Raw genomic sequence first — 17,436 nt, 5'->3', positions numbered from 1 at the left:
CCACCTCAATTGGAGGTTTGTGGGTCTCGTGGCTGCCGGAGGAGTGCTGGGCGCCCTGAGCCGTTACGGGCTGGGGCTGGTCATCCCCTCACCCGACAGGTGGCCGCTGCCTACGCTGATCATCAACATTACGGGGGCTTTGGCACTGGGCGCCCTGTTGGAGGGACTGTCCAGGAGAGGGCCCGACGCCGGTCGTCGCCGTGTCCTGCGCCTCGCCTTGGGCACGGGTTTCCTTGGTGCTTACACCACGTACAGCACCTTGGCGCTGGATACAGTGCATCTGATGACCTCCGCTGACCTGGCCGGAGCTGTGTGGTACGCGGGGGCCACCGTTGTTGGCGGCGCCGCGGCGACTATCGCGGGCATCTGGTTCGCCGCCAGGCAGCATCGCAGGTCCCTGGCCCGTGGACGCCCAGGGGATGGCACGGTGGAGCCATGACGGTGGTTTTCCTTGCGCTCGCCGGCGGCGTGGGCGCGGCGGTGAGGTTCATTGTGGACGGCCTGATCCGGAGCAGGCTGCGCACGGCGCTGCCGTGGGCCACCATCCTGATCAACGTTTCCGGGTCCTTGGTCCTGGGGTTCGTGGGCGGGCTGGTGGTGCGCGGCCACGCTCCGGATTCGCTGCAGCTGGTTCTTGGTACCGGTTTCCTGGGTGGTTACACCACGTTCAGCACGGCCAGCGTTGAGACGATCAGGCTGGTGCAGAGCGGGCGCACGGGGTTGGCCTTGACCAATGCCGTGGGATCTTTGGTGGCGAGCGTAGGGGCGGCCGCTGTGGGCTTATGGATTGCGTTCGCCTTGCCCTGAAAAGTGTGGCGACGCGGTTGTAGGATCAGGCCATGGCTAAGAATAGATTCACTGAGTTGTTGTCCGCCCAGGTCGCCAATGAGTTCGCGGCCTCGCAGCAGTACATCGCCGTGGCCGTGTACTTCGATGGAGAGGACCTGCCGCAATTGGCGCGCCATTTCTACCGCCAGGCTTTGGAAGAACGCAATCACGCCATGATGATGGTCCAGTACATGCTGGACAGGAACCTGCGCGTGGAGATCCCGGGCGTAGCACCGGTGCGCAACAATTTCGCCAATGCTAGGGAACCGATCGAGTTGGCCCTGCAGCAAGAAAAGGAAGTGACCCGGAACATCGAGGAAATGTTCCGGGCGGCCCGTGCAGAGGGTGACGCCCTCGGTGAGCAGTTCATGCTGTGGTTCCTGAAAGAGCAGGTCGAAGAAGTGGCATCGATGACGACGCTGCTGAACATCACCGAGCGTGCCGAGAACCTGTTCGACATTGAGAACTACGTGGCTCGCGAGGCCGTGGGCGACGGCGGGCACGACTCCGGAGCGCCATCAGCGGCAGGCGGTGCCCTCTAGCCGAGGGTACGTCAGAGCCACCCCTTGCGCTTGAAGATCACGTACATCAGCAGCGCCGAGCCAACCATGAACGCCAACGCCATGGGGTAACCGAAATCCCAATGCAGTTCCGGCATGACGTCGAAGTTCATGCCGTAGACGCCGGCCACAAACGACGGGGCGAAGAAGATCGCAGCCCAGGATGAGATCTTCTTGACCTGCTCGTTTTGGGCGGCGCTGGCTTCGTTCTGACGGTTCGCCGTGAGAGTGCCATCCAGCGTGAGGGCGTTCTGCAGGATGTCCCGGAAAGAGTTGGCCCGGGAAATAAGGTGCTGGGCATGGTCTTCGACGTCGCGCAGGGAGCGCTGAAGTTCAATGTCCACGCCGTACTTTTCGAACCCCTTTTCCAGGAGCGTCATCATTTCGGGCAGTGGGTGGATGGCACGCTGGAACTGGATGACTTCACGGGCAAGTTCATAGATGCGGCGCGAGACCTTGGTGTCGCCGCTGAAGAGTTGGTCCTCGATTTCGTCGATGTCGTTCTCGAGGCCGGCGACTACCGGGCCATAGTCATCCACCACCTGGTCCACGAGGGCGTACAGCACTGCTTCCGGCCCGTGCCTGAGGAGGTCGGGCCTGCCCTCCAAGCGTTTGCGGACCTGCGCGACGCCCGCCGTTTCGGCGTGCCGGATGGTCACCACGAAGTTCGGTCCGGTGAAGACGTGCAACTCCCCGAACTCCACGGTTTCGGTGTGGTCCACATACCTCGCAGGACGAAGCACGGTGAAGAGGTTGTGGTCGTACCTCTCCAGTTTGGGGCGCTGGTGCGCGGACACAGCGTCCTCCACGGCCAACTCATGGAGCCCGAATTCCGCGGCGACGCCCGCCATCTCCTCTTGCGTTGGACGGTAGAGCCCAATCCAGGCCATGCCGCCGTGCCGGGCAAGTGTTTCGAAGGTCTGCTCCAGGCTCGCGGGGGTGGCGGTGCGGACACCGTCCACATAGACGGCGTTATCGATGATGGTCACTGGTGGAACGCTACTGGATGGCTCCGATGATGGCACCCGCGATGGCCAGGGCCAGCACGTCATGACCGGAGTCGATCAAGGTCACAGCGGACGGCCGACCGGCAAAACCGTTGTGGATCACGTGGCCGCCTGCCCGGAAGATCAGGCCGATGATGATGCCGAGGAAGGCTCCACCCCAGAAGGTGTTCGCGTCCAAGGCGCTGATGAACACTGCCAGGAGAATGCTCGTGATGGCCGAAGCCAACATCATGGGGAGCCAGATGCCCGCTCCGCCTTCGATGTTCTTCAGGTCGTCTTCGGTCTTGCCGATGGCTTCCATCCACTTGCGTCCCAAAACCGCCGGCATGTACCAGACGAACCCAACCACCATGCTGGAAATGAAGGCCAGAAGCACGGCGAGCCAGTTGATGTCGGAAATGTGTGAAAGCCAGTCCATACCCAAAATCTTAGGTCCCGGAACCGTTCTGTACGTGGTCCTGCCGGCCGCGTGTTGGGGCTGCCATCCGGCTGATCAAGGGTTCAGTGCGGTAGGGGATATGGGTGTGCAGGGCAAGGACAGTCTCCGTGCGGATGACGCCCTTGGTGCGGAGCACGGATCGAAGCGCCGACTGGAGGTTGTGGGTGTCTGTTGCCACTACCCGGCACCAAAGGTCGCCTCGTCCGGAGATCTCGTGAACCTCCAAGACCTGGGGGATGAGGCGCAAGGCTCCGATCACGCCGTCGAGTTCTCGGTGTGTCACTTCGATGGTCACGAAGGCAACCACGTCATAGCCGACCTTCTCGAGGTCCACTTCACGGCCTGCGGCCTGCAGCACGCCGGAACGCAACAGCCTCTTGACCCTGCTCTGCGCCGTGTTCCTGGCGATGCCGAGGGTGTCGCTGAGCTCTGCTATCTGGATGCGGGGGTCCTTGATGAGCTCCAGCAGGATCCGCAGATCCATGGGGTCCAGGCTGTTCAAATGATCACTCCGGCTCACTTGGGTCCTAATACTTTGATGTTTTCGCTCAATCTTCTCACCCAAGCACTTCTTTACGCTCAGTGATGCGACATCCTGTTGCCACCCATGAACACACTTGGCCGCAGGCCCTCCCACAAGGAGGCGGTGGGGCCACGAAGCGATGAAGGCATGTAATGACTGTCTTGAGCGAGCTCCGCATGCGTCCGGCCACAGCCGTCCGCTGGAGCTGGAATGCCGGAACCACGGCACGGCTGGTCCTGTCCGGAGTGGTGATCTTCACCTTGCTGGTGGGCGCCAACCTGGCCACTCCGCTGTATCCGTTGTTGCAGGCACAGATGGGATTGTCTTCCCTCGACGTGACGGTCGCTTTTTCAAGCTACGTGCTGGCGCTGATCCTCGTCCTCATGGTTGCCGGCCACTGGTCGGATCACATCGGACGCCGCGCTGCCCTGGTGCTGGCTGTCCTGGTGGGGCTTCTTGGCGGCATCATCTTCGCCAACGCGGACGGCCTTCCCGCACTCTCGGTGGGCCGCGCGCTCCAAGGCGTGGCGGTTGGGCTGGCAACCGGCGCCAGTTCGGCGGCGCTGCGGGAGTTGTTGCCGCACCGGCCTGATTGGGCGTCCCGGTTCACCCTGCTCTCCTCGGCCGGAGGAGTGGCGGCAGGCCCGTTCATCGGCGGTCTGCTCTCCCTCCTGCCCGACCCCACCCGCACGCCCTATTACATCCACACCGCAGTCCTGCTTGCTGCGCTTTTGCCGCTGTGGCTGCTCAAGGCACGGCCCGCCATTGCACCCGCCCCGGGCAAGCCGGCTTTCAAGGTCCTTGCTCCCAGGCGTCCTGCCGTTTCCCGGGCTGCCCGGGGTGCCTTCTGGATGGCTTCCTCGGTGGGCTTCCTGAGCTTCGCGGTCTTCGGATTTTGCCTTTCCCTGGCGCCCGGCTACTTTGCGGGCATTGTGCAAGCGGACTCGCGGCCGCTCATCGGCTTGCTCGCCGGCCTCACTCTGGGCGTCTCGGCGATGAGCCAGTTGGTGGGCGTCCGGGGAAGGTACCTGGTTCCCGTGGCTCTGGCCCTGTTAGGTGTGTCGGTTGGGCTGCTGGGGGCCGCTGCGGCCTGGTCCAGCCCGGTTCTGTTGGTGCTGGTCAGCATCACGGCGGGAGCCAGCCAGGGCGTTGCGTTCCGGCAGGTGTTCAACGACGTCGCAGGCAAGGTGGAAAGCGCCCGCCACGCGCAGGTCATCAGTACCGTCTACGTCATCACCTATATGGGCAGCGCCGTCCCGGTGATTGGGCTGGGACTCGCCGTCACGGCCGTAGGCCTCCAGGCCGCCGTCGTGGGTTTCACGGTCCTGTGCGGGGTGGCGGCGCTGCTGCTCGCCGCCGTTTCGCTGCGGGTTGCCCGGAAGGGCTAACGACGCCGGTCGCGCACGTGGGCGGCCCGGTCCAGCCGTGCTTACCCGGGGAGCGGACCCCGATTGCCCGGGATGTGCTGGAAAACCATGGTTGTTTCCGTATGGCCCACTACGGGGTCGGTGGCCAGATTGTCCAGAAGCCAGTTGCGGAGATCGTCCGTATTGGCGACGGCGATGTGCAGCAGGTAGTCGACGGAACCCGTGGTGTGGAACGTGGAAATCACTGCCGGCAGCTTGGGCACACGGGCGGTAAAGCGGTCGATCTGATCGCGGTCGTGGGCGCGGAGGCGCACGGCGATGAGTGCTTGGACCGAACGGCCGATTGCGGGCAGGCTCAGCACGGCCTCGAACCCTTCGATGATGCCGCGCTCTGACAAAGCCCGGGTCCGCATCAGCGCCGTGGAAGGGGCTATGCCCACCAGTTCGGCCAGTTGTTTGTTGGAGATGCGGGCGTCCTCCACCAGGGCGGCAAGGATTCGCTCGTCGATAGCGTCCAGCGGCTCCGCGTTACCCGGGCTGGATCGAACATTCTTCGCGGCGCTGCTCACTTGTCCTCCTGAAATTGCCGTTTGTTCATCATAACGGTGAATTCCCTGCAACTAAGCGGTTGCCGCTCTCTCGAGGCGCCTGGTGGAGAGCCGCTGCAGCGGTTCGCTGGCCACCATGAGGATCAACGGCAGATTGCCGAGGCCGGGAGCGATGAGGGCAACGATCAGCGCCAGGAAGAAGAGGCCTGCCACAATGGCCCCGGAACGGATTCCGGCCGCGGACTCCACGCGGTCCATGGTGTGGAGGTCCGGGTGGCGGCGCAAGTGCAGGCGGGCGGTCAGGAGCATGACACTGGTGGCCAGCAAGGTGCCGATGTAGACCAGTGGTTGGGCCCAGTCCGGATGCATCTGTGTTGACAGGGCAGTGGCCACCGGCATCCAGACGATGGTAAACATCCACCCCACGGTCAGCCAGAGCAAACCGGAATCCACGCGGCGCACTACCCGGAAGAGACGGTGGTGGTGAACCCAGAAAACTGCGATCAGAAGGAAGCTCAGAGCGAAGCCCAGCAACGCAAACCGCTCACGGTCGAACCATTCGGCGGTAGTTCCTTCCTCATCGGCGAGGTCGCCCACGCTCTCCATGAGCGGGAGGATCAGCAACGTCAGGGCAATCGCCACAACAGCGTCGGTAAATGCCTGAAGCCGCTCCGGCGAGGACAGTTCCCGGGGCCTGGTGACCTGTGCCATGAGACTGATTGTAGGGGGTTCCGCGCCGAAACCAGCCTGTCATTAGCCCTGGGGAACCGTTCGGTGAACCACCGCGGTGACAACCGCCGTCGTGACGGCCAGGGCGGTCACGGCCAACGCCAAAGCCGTCCAGCCATAGGCCTGGAAGGCGAGCCCGCCCGCCCATCCGATGATGCTCGAGCCCATGTAGTAGGAGAGGTTATACAGCGAAGCAGCCTGTGCCCGGCCTTTCGTGGCGATCGCCCCTGTCCATCCTGACCCAACGCTGTGCGCGGCAAAGAAGCCACCGGTAAAGACCACGAGTCCGGCCAAGGTGGCCACGAGGTTATCGAAAAGAGTCAGGGCAAGCCCGGCGCACATCACGCCGATGCCGGCCAGGAGCACGTTGCGGCGACCAAACCGCGTCGTCAGTCCCGCTCCCCACCGTGACGTCACCGTGCCTGAGAGATAGGCCAGGAAAATGAGGCTGACCAGCGTCGCTGGAAGATTGAACGGTTCGGCATGCAGGCGGAAGCCCAGGTAGTTGTAGACCGCCACAAAACCGCCCATGAGCAGGAAGGCCTGAAGGTAGAGGGCGAAGAGCTTGGGGTTGGTTGCGTGCACGCTCAAGGTGCGCCACGCGCCCCGAAGGCCTTGGACAGGAGCCGGTGTGAAGCGCCGCTGTTTGGGGACCAAGAGCAGGAAGAGGACTGCTGACAACGTGGCCAGCACGGCCACCGCGAGCGCAGCCGCCCGCCACCCCCACAGCTCGCCCACGGGCCCGGCCACCAGCCGTCCGGCCAATCCGCCCAGGGTTGTTCCGGCCACGTAGCTGCCGGCGGCGAGGGCCGTGTGGATTTTGGTGACTTCCTCGTTCAAGTAGGCGATGGCAATTGCGGGAATTCCTCCCAATGCCATGCCCTCCAGCGCCCGCAGGCCCAGAAGGACCGGAACGGTGGGTGCGAGTGGAACCAGCAGTCCAAGGATGGTGGCGGCGCCGATTCCGATTGCCATGGCGCGGACCCGGCCGATGCGGTCGGCGAGGAAAGACCAAGGGAGGACGGTGACGGCCAGGCCCACGGTGGCCAGGGAGATGCTGAGTGCCGCGTCGGCAGCGGAGATGCGGAGGTCAGCGGCCATAAGGGGCAGGACTGCTTGGGTGGAATACAGCTGGGCGAACGTGGCTACACCTGCCATTGCCAGGGCCGCCAGGATCCGGCGGTAGCCACTGGAGCCTTTGGGGTGGCCGTCCCAGGTATCGGTTGCGGCAGTGGTGTCAGGTGCTTTTGTCACCGTTTCAGGTTATGCCCCGCCGAGGAAGTCCTTGACGACGTCGGTTGCTGAGCCGGTCCGGGCGGTCCGCCAACCGGTTCCGGCCCACAGATTGAGGCGGTGCGGGTCGCCGGCGGCCGACGCGGAGGCACGCACGGGTGCTGTCAGGTGGTGGATGGCCGGATACCCAACAGGTGCGTTGGCGTGATCGCGGACGAAGTCGTTCACCAAGGAACGCGCCAGGCGGCCGGTGAACGCACGCGTCATGGCAGTCTCCCTGAATTGCGCATCGCCCAAGGCGTCTTTGTGGGTTTGCCGGGCACCGCTTTCCTCGGTCCGGACCAGGGCGGTGCCAACCTGAACTGCCGAAGCGCCTGCAGCGAGAGCTTCCCTGAGGGCCTCGCCGTCGGTGATGGCGCCTGCGGCTATCAAGGGAAGCTCGACGGCGGATCGCACCTGGGTGAGGAGCGCCGCCGTCGTTCCTGGTGCGGTGGCGCTCCCGGCACCGCGCGGGAGGAAGGCGGTGGTGTGGCCTCCTGCCGAACTGTGCTGGACGGCCAGCGCGTCCGGGCCTTCTTCAGCGGCCGCCCGGGCCTCTTCGACGGTGGTCACGCTGGTGATCACGACGCTCCCTGCCTTCTGCAAGGCTTTGACCACGGAGGTGCCGGGGAGCCCGAAGGCGAAGCTGACGTATTCAACCGGATCTGCCAGAAGAGCGTCGATCTTTTCCTGCCATGCGTCGTCGTCATCCAGGCGCAGCGGGGGCAAGGTCACTGAGTAGCGCTCGGCGTCAGGTTGCAGTTCCGCCCGGTAGGCCTCCAGCTGTGCCAGGACTGCGGGGCCGGGGTGGAGTTGGCCGGGGTCGGGCACAAAGACGTTCATGCCGAAGCGGAGGCCTTCGGACCGGGCGGCGGCAATCTCCGCCACCATGGCCTGGGGACTCTTGTAACCGGCCGCCAGGAAGCCCAGGCCGCCTCCTTCCTGGACAGCGCGGACCAGTGCCGTGGTGGATGTTCCGCCGGCCATGGGTGCCGCGATGAAGGGAGTGTCGAACAAGGGCATGGCGGTTTCTCCTAGGGGCGCTCCAAGCTAGTCTTTCACGGTGAACAATCTTGACTCCGCAAGCCATTCCCCTTCCAACTCCTCCTCTGGCCTGGCCGCCCCGGCCCGCACGGTGATCGGGCTGGACATTGGCGGCACCAAGACACGCGGCGTCAGGTTCCAGGACGGCGTTCCCGTCCGGGATGAGAGTGCAGGGAGCTCCAACGTCCAGAACGTCACCCGGGAACAGGCGAAGGCCAACCTGGCCGAATTGTTCGCGAAGATCGGCGGGGGCGCCGTGGAGGAGGTCTACGCAGGATCCGGCGGGATTGACACTGATGAAGACGCCAAGGCGCTCGCGGATCTCATAGCGCCCCATGTGCCGGGTGCCCGGATCACGGTGGTGCACGATTCGCGGCTCCTGCTGGCAGCCGGTGGAGCGAGTACGGGCGTGGCTGTCATTGCGGGCACCGGTTCGGCTGCCTGGGGCCGGAACCAGGCCGGCGAGGAAGCCCGTGCCGGTGGGTGGGGCTATTTGTTGGGGGACGAGGGCAGCGGTTACTGGTTGGGCAGGGAAGCCGTACGCCACAGCCTGAGGCGCATGAACCAGGGCCTGGAGCCTGACGCGTTGAGCCAGGCGTTGTTGGACTCCTGCGGCGTTGATGATCCGGGAAAGCTGATCGCCCTTTTCCACTCCCCGGACACTGGTCGCCGGTATTGGGCGCAGCAGGCCCGGCTTGTTGTGGAGGCGGCCGCCGCAGGCGATGAAACCAGCCAACGGTTGCTCGTCCAAGCGGGCAACGACCTCGCGGACCTTGCCGCCCAAGCCGTGCGTCAACTGGGCCTGGACGGACCGGTGATCCTCGGCAGCGGCTTGGGGATGAACGTGGTGCCAATCCAGGAGGCGTTCAAGGCCCGTTTGGCTGAACGCGGCATCACGGACGTCCGGATCCTGGATCAAGACCCCGTGTTCGGCGTGCCACGGCTCGTGGCCGAACAGCGCGGCTGACGGTCAGCGCCAGCGGGCGTCGGTCATTCCTGCGGGCCCCTGGTGCGCGGCTTCAGCCTGACTCCCGGCAAGGGCGGAGCGGGAATCCGGCCCGCTTCGGGCCCGGCATCCGGTCCGTGGCCGCGGACCAGCCCGAAGCGCGCGGTGGCGGCAGCGTTGTCGTCGAGCAATCCCTGCGCCTCCCATTCTTCGCGGGCTTTTTCCACTTCGTCGTGGGTTCTGCCCACAAAGTTCCACCACATCAGCAGATCCTCGCCGAAGGGCTCGCCGCCCAGCAGCATGAAGCGGGTGTCCGGTTCGGCCTCCACCCGCAGTTCGTTCCGTCCGGCGCCCAGGTAGGCCAGTGGCCCGGCGGTGACGTTCACGCCGTCGATCACCAGCTGCCCGTCAAGGACCAGGACCGCGTGCTCAAATTCAGGCCGCAGCGGCAATGCCAGCGCGCCCGAGCCCGTGATGTCAGCACCAACAATGGGGCTGAACATGGTGGCAGGGGAGAGCACTCCGCCGAATTCGCCCACCATTACGGTGGCGGTGAAACCCTCGCCGTTGACCACGGGCAAATCCCGGTGCTGCTCAAAGGACGGTTCGCGGTGCCGGTGTGCGTCGGGGAGGGCTACCCACAGCTGCAGTCCTCGGGACATCGGAATTTCTTCCTGCGTTGCAGGAAGGACCGAGAACTCCGAATGCGAGATGCCGTTTCCCGCGGTCATGATGTTCAATTCGCCCGGCTTGACCACCACGTCGCTGCCAACGCTGTCGCGGTGCCGCACTGCTCCCTCCAAGGGCCACGTGACCGTCTGGAGCCCACAGTGGGGGTGGGGGAGGACGCTCATGGCGACGCGGTCCGGCCCGAAGCTGTCAAGGAAGCACCAGGCACCCACCGTGGGCAGTCCCCGTTGCGGCAGCGTGCGGTAGACGTTCATCGCCCGCACGCCGCCGAGCGGCACTTCACGTTCCGGCCACAGCTGCACACACGGGCCCTGTCCTTCGACTGCGGCGGGACATACCTGCTCTGTGGGGGCCGGTTCCAGGTTGGTCATCTCATCACCTGTGCATAAATGTTGGAATTTGAGCTAATCTGTTCAGCGTGAGCAAAGCCCTCCTGAGCTACCACGACGCCGTGCTCTACCGTTCGGGTGAACCGTATCGCATCCTCGCTGGAGCCATCCACTACTTCCGTGTCCATCCCGAGCTGTGGCGGGACCGGCTCCGCCGCCTCAAAGCCATGGGAGCCAACACGGTTGACACCTACGTCGCGTGGAACTTCCATCAGCCAAAGAAGGACCAGGCCCCGGATTTCACGGGCTGGCGGGATTTGGGACGCTTCATCGATACCGCCGCCCGGGAAGGCCTGGACGTCATTGTCCGGCCCGGCCCCTACATTTGCGCCGAATGGGACAACGGCGGCTTCCCGGCGTGGCTGACCGGCATGCCCGGGATCGGGCTGCGGTGCATGGACCCGGACTTCACGGAGGCTGTGGAGGAGTGGTTTGACCATCTGCTACCCATTGTTGCCTCCCGGCAGGCATCGCAGGGAGGGCCTGTGGTTGCGGTGCAGATCGAGAACGAATACGGCAGTTACGGGGACGACCACGACTACCTGCGGTGGAACCGCCAAGCGCTCCAGGCGCGCGGCATCACTGAGCTGCTCTTTACGGCAGACGGAGGCACGGACTACTTCCTCGACGGCGGCTCGATCGAGGGTACGTGGGCCGCGGCTACGTTGGGGAGCCGCGGTGATGAAGCCATCGAAACGTGGAAGCGGCGGCGGCCGGGAGAACCTTTCTTCACGGTGGAATTTTGGGGTGGATGGTTTGACCATTGGGGCGAGCACCATCACCGGCGGGACCCCGAAGAAGCGGCCGCCGAGGCTCGCCGCATCCTCGAGCCTGGTGGTTCCCTCTGCGTTTACATGGCCCACGGAGGAACAAACTTCGGCCTGGGCTCCGGCAGCAACCATGACGGCCGCCTGCTCCAACCCACGGTCACAAGTTACGACTCCGACGCTCCGATCGCCGAGGACGGCAGCCTCACACCGAAGTTCCATGCCTTCCGGCGGGAGTTCCACCGGGCGCAGGGAATCCAGGACCTCCCCGAGCTGCCTGCCGATCTTCTGACCCCGCCTCCGGTTCTCCCCGCCCGCACGCTGACGCTCTCGGAAGGCCAGGACCTGTGGGAGTCGGCCCGCGGTTCCGGCAAACCGGTCACCAGCGTCAGGCCGCTCAGCTTCGAGGAGCTGGGGCTCGACGGCGGCATGGTGCTTTACGAGGCAACGGCGATCCTCCCGGGCCGACCGGGCGCTCCTGCGGAAAGCCGCATCAGGATTTCCGGGCTGAACGATCGCGCGTACCTCCGGGTCGATGGCCGTTACGTGGGGGTCCTGGATGACGTCACGGGCACTGAAGGAATTGCCGTCACCGGAGAGGGTGCCCCGGCCAAACTGGAAATCCTCGTCGAGAACCTGGGCCGCATCAACTACGGTCCTTTGACGGGGCACGGCAAGGGCATCCTGGGCGGCGTCCTGATCAACCAGCGCTATACATTCCATTGGACGCAGACCCCTGTTGCGTTGGCCGATTGGACGCAGGAGAACCTTCAGGGTCTTGCCGAAGCCTCCTTTGAAGTATCCGAGCCGGCGGATACCCATATTGCCCTTCCGCAGTCCACCAAGGGATTCATCTGGCTCAACGGTTTCCTCCTTGGCCGTTTCTGGAACAAAGGCCCGCAAGCAGCGCTGTATGCACCGGCCCCTTTGCTGAGGGCTGGCCTCAACAGCATCAGGGTCCTCGAATTGGAGAAGGCGGGGAACGTCGTCGAACTCCGGGAAAAACCGGACCTGGGGCCGGCCGAGGCAGGTCCCATAGCCGCGGCCGAGCTGGACTGATGCTGAACATCCCGGCTCGACCCAAAGCTGGAAAGCCCGCGCCAATCGGGTCCTGAGGTCTCGTCAGGACCTCCGAAGCTGGCTATCCTGAACCCTGTTGCCAATTGTTTGGACACTGACGGCTGCTAAGAGGCCGGTCCTGATGCCGAGGAGGTGGATTTGATGACTGCCATAGTACTGCGCGCCCCGCTCACAGTCGCGGCGCATCATCACACCACCACCCACGTCCCGGCATCCACCTGCCAGAGCTAGGTCTGCCGGGCCTCACAAGAGGCACTGAATTGCATACTTACGCTTCATCAAGCGACCGCTCCATTACTGAAAACAGCGCGGCTGTAAACAGCGCAGCTCCGCCGGATCATGGCCCCATCGAATACGGTTTCACTCCCGCCACGTCCGGGCATTTCCGGGACAACCCCGTTCCGGAGAAGGGAGGTTGCACGCCCGGCCGGATCGTGAGGCTGGACAGGAACCGAGTCCTTGTCGCATCCAGCGAGGGCCTGCTGCGCCTGCCGTACCCCTCCCACGGGCCTGCCCCTGCCACGGGCGACTGGGTCTGGCTGGGCCGTAACACGGCAGGTGAGCCCGCCGTCGTCGCGATCCTCCCGCGCCTGTCGGCACTCAGCCGCAAACGCGCCTTCGAGTCCTCCTCCGAGGAGCAGGTCCTCGGGGCAAACATCGACATCGTGGCGGTAGTGGTCCCCATGGACCGTCCACTGACCCACAACCGGCTCGAACGAACCCTCGTAGCCGCTTGGGATTCAGGGGCAACGCCGCTGGTGGTCATCACCAAGGCGGACCTTGCCAACATCGCAGACGACGTCGTGGGGGAAGTGCTGCTGCAGGCAGCCGGCGTGGACGTTGTCACCACCTCGGCGGAACAGGGCGACGGCATCGACGAGCTCCTGAGGCACATCCCGGCGGGGGCGACCCTCGTGATGTTGGGACCCTCCGGTGCCGGTAAATCCACGCTCATCAACGCGCTCACGGGGAGCCGGCAGCAGGCCACGGGTGCAGTACGCGCCGGCGACGGCAAGGGCAGGCACACCACGACGTCCCGTGAACTGGTTCCCCTCCCCGGCGGAGCCGTGCTGATGGACACGCCCGGAGTCCGCGGCTTCGGCCTCTTTGATGCTGACGACGGCATGGAAGAGATGTTCGGCGATCTGGAAGAGCTCTTTGAACAATGCAGGTTCTCTGATTGCTCCCACCAGGCAGAGCCTGGCTGTGCTGTGCTGGAGGCCCTGGCCGTCGGTTCCCTGGACCAGCGGAGGTGGGACAGCTACCTGAAACTGCAACGAGAATTGGCCGCACTCAACCGGAAGCACGACGCTGCCGCGCGTCGTGCCTACCAGCGGGAATGGCACCAGAAAGTGGTGTCGGCCGAACGAGGGCAACGCGCCGCCGAAAGGTACCGCCATGATCGGGCTGAGGAGAGGTCGGCCAGGAAGGGAAAGCGCCGGAAGCGGTGACGATTATTGCCGATTCATTACGGAATACGTGGCGCCGCTGACATCGCAAGGCCCGCTGGCTACTCTGGGGGAAGATCGGCTTTACAGCCAAAGTCAGTGTGCTTATGATCATTTGGCTCTACCGTCCGAGGATGTCGACTTACAGATAGGTAAGCCCAGGTATGGCTGAAGCCATGATTGAGTTCCAGAGCGTGACCAAGCGGTACCAGGGGGGACAGCCGGCGGTTGACGATCTGACCATGTCCATCGACAAAGGCGCCATCACAGTCTTCGTCGGTCCCTCGGGCTGCGGCAAGACCACCTCGCTCCGGATGATCAACCGCATGGTGGAGCCCACTTCAGGCTCCATCACGGTGGACGGCAAAGACGTTTCCCAGGTTCCGGCGGCGCAACTCCGCCGCTCCATGGGCTACGTCATGCAGTCAGCAGGCCTGCTTCCCCACCGATCCGTCCTGGACAACATCGCCACGGTTCCCCGGCTCAACGGCGTGCCCAAGGCAGCGGCGCGGAAACGCGCCGCTGAACTGCTCGACGTCGTCGGGCTGGCTTCCAGCCTCGGCAAACGGTACCCGTCACAGTTGTCCGGCGGGCAGCAGCAGCGCGTTGGCGTAGCCCGTGCGCTCGCCGCCGATCCACCGGTCCTCCTCATGGACGAACCTTTCAGCGCCGTGGATCCGGTGGTCCGCGACGAGCTCCAGCAGGAACTGCTGAGACTGCAGCGGGAGTTGGCCAAGACCATCGTGTTCGTCACCCACGACATCGATGAGGCGACCGTCCTGGGGGACAAGGTGGCGGTCTTTGCCGTGGGCGGAAAGCTGGCCCAGTACTCGGCACCTGAAGAGATCCTCCGGGCACCTGCCAACGACTTCGTTGCCTCCTTCGTGGGCAGGGACCGGGGCTTCCGGCACCTCGCCTTCAACGCTGCCGACTCCGTGCAACTGCACCCCGTCACTATGGTGAGTGTCTCCGACGGGCACCACGCCGGCCGCGAATCGGGGGAGTGGGCGCTGGTGGTGGATCAGGATTCCCGGCCTCTGGGTTGGTCATCGCCCCGCGACGGCGCCGGCATCATTCCCGGGGGTTCGCTGTTCCGCAAGGGGGACACGCTGCGCCGGGCTTTGGATGCGGCACTGTCCTCGCCGTCGGGGTTGGGCGTCGCAGTGGACGACGACGGCAGGGTTGCCGGAGTCCTCAAGGCGCCGGAAGTCCTTGCCCTCATCGAGGAAGTCCGCCGCCACCGCGAGGACGCCACCTGATGGAGTGGTTCATCGCGAACAGCGCAATGGTGTTCGGCCTCGCGGGACAGCACCTGGTCCTGGCGGTCGTTCCCATGGTCCTTGGACTGTTGATCTCCATCCCACTGGCCCAATTGGCCTGCCGCAACCGTACGCTGCGGTCCGTGGTGGCCACAGCCACGTCCCTGCTTTACACCATTCCGTCCTTGGCGCTGTTCATCATCCTGCCAACCATCCTCGGCACCCGGATCCTCGATCCCCTCAACGTCGTTGTGGCGTTGACTATCTATGCCGTGGCACTCCTGGTCAGGGCAGCCATGGATGCCTTCGATTCCGTGGACGACGACCTCCGGAACGCGGCCGTCGCCATGGGTTTCAAGCCTTTGGCCCGTTTCTTCCAGGTGGACCTTCCGTTGTCCCTGCCGGTCCTGTTCGCCGGCCTTCGCGTCGTTTCGGTCAGCAACATTTCGCTGGTGAGCGTAGCCGCCCTGCTGGGAGTGGGGAACCTGGGAATCCTGTTCACGGACGGCCTCCAGCGCACCTTCGTGACTGAGGTTGTTGTTGGCATCATCGCCATCCTGGTGCTGGCCTTGGTGATGGACGGAATCCTGGTGGTCCTGGAACGCGTCCTGACGCCGTGGACCCGGGCATCGGGAACGGGCGGCCGCCCGGCCACCCAGGCGTCAGTCACCGAACCAAAGGCAGGGACCGCCGTCGTCAGCCGTCCGGAACCGGGGGCGTCGGCATGAGCAACGTCTTCACCGACACCGTGGCCTGGTTGGCCGATCCACTCCATTGGAGCGGCAGCGGCGGTATCCCCGTCCGCCTGGCCGAGCATCTGCAGTACAGCGGGCTGGTCTTGCTGATTGCAGCTGCCATCTCCATTCCGGTGGGACTCTTCATCGGCCACACCGGACGCGGGCGCGTCGTAGCCGTAGCCGTGGCAGGCGCCTTGCGGGCCTTGCCCACCCTGGGTCTGCTGGTGCTGTTCGCACTGCTGGCCGGCAGCGGACTGATGCCTCCCGTGTGGGCCCTGGTGATCCTCACCGTTCCGCCGTTGCTCGCCGGTACGTACGCAGGCATTTCCAGCGTTGACCGTTCAGTAGTGGACGGGGCGCGTGCCATGGGCATGACCGAACTCCAGATCCTGTTCAAGGTGGAGGTGCCCAACGGGCTGCAGGTGATGTTCGGCGGTATCCGAACAGCTGTGTTGCAGGTGATCGCCACAGTGTCGGTGGTCGCCTACCTGCCCCTGGGCGGCCTTGGCCGCTACTTGTTCGACGGGCTGGTCCTGCAGGACTTCCCGCGCATGCTTGCCGGTTCCTTCCTCATCGCGGCCCTCGCGATCGCCGTGGACCTCATCCTCGCCGCCGTTCAACGCCTGGCCCTGTCACCGGGGCTCACCCTCGATTCACGCGGAAGCCACAAGGCAACCGCCGATTCCACAGCCACAGCTCCCGCAGGGGCTGCCGTTCAAGGAGGTACACCATGAAACACACCAACCCCACGTCCCTTACACGCCGGGGCCTCGGCGGCCTGGCAGCCGGCCTCGGTGTGGCACTTGCGCTGAGCGCATGCGGTGGCGGCACCCCCTTGGATTCGCCCTCCACCTCGGCAGGTACCGGGTCTGCGGACTCCGGGGCTCCGCTGGTGGTAGGCTCGGCCGACTTCCCTGAAAGCCAGGTCATCGGTGAGATCTACGCCGGCGCGCTCAACGCAGCCGGCGTCACAGCCAGCACCAAGCCCAACATCGGCTCGCGGGAGATCTACTTCAAGGCCGTCCAGGACGGCTCGGTGGACATTGTTCCGGACTATTCCGGCAACCTCCTGTCCTACGTGGACACCGAGGCCACCGAAGTTTCGGCCGAAGACGTCTACAAGGCCCTTCCGGGGAAGCTGCCCGAGGGGCTGGCCGTCCTTGAACCGGCGAAGGCCGAGTCCAAGGACGCAATGGTGGTCACCAAGGCTACGGCAGAAAAGTACCAGTTGAAGTCCATCGAGGACCTCGCCAAGGTGTGCAAGGACTTCACCATGGCAGCGCCGGCCACTTTCGAGACACGCGCTTACGGCTTCCCCGGTTTGAAGAAGAACTACAACTGCGAACTGAAGGGCCTGCAGCCCTTCAACGACGGCGGCGGCAACCTGACGCTCCAGGCACTCCTGGAAGACAAGGTGCAGGTGGCCGACATCTACACCACCACCCCGTCCATCGCCGACAACGACCTCGTGGTCCTCGAAGATCCGAAGAACAACTTCAAGGCCCAGCAGGTCCTCCCGCTCTACAACAAGTCCAAGATGACGGACAAGGCGAAGGAAGCGCTCAACAACGTTTCCAAGATCCTCACCACCGAGGACCTGATCAACCTGAACCGCTCCGTCAGTGGCGACCAGAAGCAGAGCGCCAAGGATGCTGCCGCCGCATGGCTGAAGGACAAGGGCATCGTCAAGTAGCACTTGGGTGAAACCGCGTACGACGGCGGTGACGGACCCGCGGGGGTCTGTCACCGCCGTCGGTCTATCTGTGAGTGATGTCTCAACGGAAGCGCATGACCCCTGTGGCA

General features: G+C 64.6%; 19 protein-coding genes. 11 read left to right on the top strand and 8 right to left on the bottom strand.

What is annotated here, in order from left to right:
• Positions 1-28: 28 nt before the first annotated feature.
• The 3 genes from QN084_RS04110 to QN084_RS04100 are packed head-to-tail and all read left to right on the top strand — an operon-like array spanning position 29 to position 1,370.
• Entirely contained in the window at positions 29-439 is a 411-nt protein-coding gene (locus tag QN084_RS04110) for a fluoride efflux transporter FluC (RefSeq protein ID WP_139126856.1), read from the top strand.
• Positions 436-807 (top strand): fluoride efflux transporter CrcB, encoded by a 372-nt coding sequence (gene crcB / locus QN084_RS04105; RefSeq protein ID WP_069695747.1) that lies wholly within the window; start codon positions 436-438, stop codon positions 805-807. Before QN084_RS04110 ends, crcB begins: the two co-directional genes overlap by 4 nt.
• 32 nt (positions 808-839) lie before the next feature.
• Positions 840-1,370, top strand: coding sequence for a ferritin (locus QN084_RS04100; protein WP_031216600.1), 531 nt, complete (start codon positions 840-842; stop codon positions 1,368-1,370).
• Positions 1,371-1,381: 11 nt separating this feature from the next.
• Here the strand turns inward: QN084_RS04100 and corA are convergent, their stop codons facing one another.
• From corA to QN084_RS04085, 3 genes are read right to left on the bottom strand one after another with little or no spacing between them, the layout of a single operon-like run.
• Positions 1,382-2,377 (bottom strand): magnesium/cobalt transporter CorA, encoded by a 996-nt coding sequence (gene corA / locus QN084_RS04095; RefSeq protein WP_021472507.1) that lies wholly within the window; start codon positions 2,375-2,377, stop codon positions 1,382-1,384.
• A gap of 10 nt (positions 2,378-2,387) precedes the next feature.
• Positions 2,388-2,813 carry a DUF1761 domain-containing protein gene (locus QN084_RS04090; protein WP_021472508.1) on the bottom strand — a complete coding sequence of 142 codons (426 nt, stop codon included), beginning with the start codon at positions 2,811-2,813 and terminating at the stop codon, positions 2,388-2,390.
• Between the two features lie 10 nt (positions 2,814-2,823).
• Positions 2,824-3,318, bottom strand: coding sequence for an Lrp/AsnC family transcriptional regulator (locus QN084_RS04085; protein ID WP_052474281.1), 495 nt, complete (start codon positions 3,316-3,318; stop codon positions 2,824-2,826).
• 191 nt (positions 3,319-3,509) lie between these two features.
• On the opposite strand from QN084_RS04085, the gene QN084_RS04080 reads away from it, so the two are divergent.
• The gene (locus QN084_RS04080; protein ID WP_021472510.1) at positions 3,510-4,745 is read left to right on the top strand and encodes an MFS transporter; all 1,236 of its coding nucleotides are present in this window, start codon (positions 3,510-3,512) and stop codon (positions 4,743-4,745) included.
• Between the two features lie 41 nt (positions 4,746-4,786).
• Here the strand turns inward: QN084_RS04080 and QN084_RS04075 are convergent, their stop codons facing one another.
• The 4 genes from QN084_RS04075 to QN084_RS04060 are packed head-to-tail and all read right to left on the bottom strand — an operon-like array spanning position 4,787 to position 8,296.
• Positions 4,787-5,293, bottom strand: coding sequence for an Lrp/AsnC family transcriptional regulator (locus QN084_RS04075; protein WP_021472511.1), 507 nt, complete (start codon positions 5,291-5,293; stop codon positions 4,787-4,789).
• A 51-nt stretch (positions 5,294-5,344) separates the two neighbouring features.
• A complete protein-coding gene (locus tag QN084_RS04070; protein WP_069695746.1) occupies positions 5,345-5,983 on the bottom strand; it encodes a TMEM175 family protein in 639 nt (212 codons plus the stop codon).
• 42 nt (positions 5,984-6,025) lie between these two features.
• A complete protein-coding gene (locus QN084_RS04065) occupies positions 6,026-7,255 on the bottom strand; it encodes an MFS transporter (RefSeq protein WP_069695745.1) in 1,230 nt (409 codons plus the stop codon).
• Positions 7,256-7,264: 9 nt separating this feature from the next.
• A complete protein-coding gene (locus tag QN084_RS04060; RefSeq protein WP_069695744.1) occupies positions 7,265-8,296 on the bottom strand; it encodes a nitronate monooxygenase in 1,032 nt (343 codons plus the stop codon).
• A gap of 40 nt (positions 8,297-8,336) precedes the next feature.
• On the opposite strand from QN084_RS04060, the gene QN084_RS04055 reads away from it, so the two are divergent.
• Positions 8,337-9,284, top strand: a complete 948-nt coding sequence (locus QN084_RS04055) for an N-acetylglucosamine kinase (protein WP_069695743.1) — start codon at positions 8,337-8,339, stop codon at positions 9,282-9,284.
• Positions 9,285-9,307: 23 nt separating this feature from the next.
• On the opposite strand, the gene QN084_RS04050 is transcribed toward QN084_RS04055, so the two are convergent.
• Positions 9,308-10,324: a pirin family protein gene (locus tag QN084_RS04050; protein ID WP_069695742.1), complete on the bottom strand. Its 1,017-nt coding sequence runs from the start codon at positions 10,322-10,324 to the stop codon at positions 9,308-9,310.
• A gap of 47 nt (positions 10,325-10,371) precedes the next feature.
• Between QN084_RS04050 and QN084_RS04045 the strand changes: the two genes are divergently transcribed.
• From QN084_RS04045 to QN084_RS04020, 6 genes are all read left to right on the top strand, one after another.
• Entirely contained in the window at positions 10,372-12,168 is a 1,797-nt protein-coding gene (locus QN084_RS04045; RefSeq protein WP_069695741.1) for a glycoside hydrolase family 35 protein, read from the top strand.
• A gap of 281 nt (positions 12,169-12,449) precedes the next feature.
• On the top strand, positions 12,450-13,640 hold the full coding sequence (gene rsgA, locus QN084_RS04040) for a ribosome small subunit-dependent GTPase A (RefSeq protein ID WP_069695740.1): 1,191 nt from the start codon (positions 12,450-12,452) through the stop codon (positions 13,638-13,640).
• A 161-nt stretch (positions 13,641-13,801) separates the two neighbouring features.
• The gene (locus QN084_RS04035) at positions 13,802-14,896 is read left to right on the top strand and encodes an ABC transporter ATP-binding protein (RefSeq protein ID WP_021472520.1); all 1,095 of its coding nucleotides are present in this window, start codon (positions 13,802-13,804) and stop codon (positions 14,894-14,896) included.
• Positions 14,896-15,624 (top strand): ABC transporter permease, encoded by a 729-nt coding sequence (locus QN084_RS04030; RefSeq protein WP_069695739.1) that lies wholly within the window; start codon positions 14,896-14,898, stop codon positions 15,622-15,624. Before QN084_RS04035 ends, QN084_RS04030 begins: the two co-directional genes overlap by 1 nt.
• A complete protein-coding gene (locus QN084_RS04025) occupies positions 15,621-16,367 on the top strand; it encodes an ABC transporter permease (protein WP_069695738.1) in 747 nt (248 codons plus the stop codon). Before QN084_RS04030 ends, QN084_RS04025 begins: the two co-directional genes overlap by 4 nt.
• Complete coding sequence (locus tag QN084_RS04020) at positions 16,364-17,326, top strand: ABC transporter substrate-binding protein (protein WP_021472523.1); 963 nt, start codon at positions 16,364-16,366, stop codon at positions 17,324-17,326. Before QN084_RS04025 ends, QN084_RS04020 begins: the two co-directional genes overlap by 4 nt.
• The last annotated feature ends 110 nt before the right edge of the window (positions 17,327-17,436 follow it).

Source organism: Paenarthrobacter sp. R1 (genome assembly GCF_030264015.1).
GTDB classification, from domain to species: Bacteria; Actinomycetota; Actinomycetes; order Actinomycetales; family Micrococcaceae; genus Arthrobacter; species Arthrobacter ureafaciens.
The sequence above is the reverse complement of the archived record's forward strand: the minus strand, read 5'-3'. Positions and strand labels throughout refer to the sequence as shown.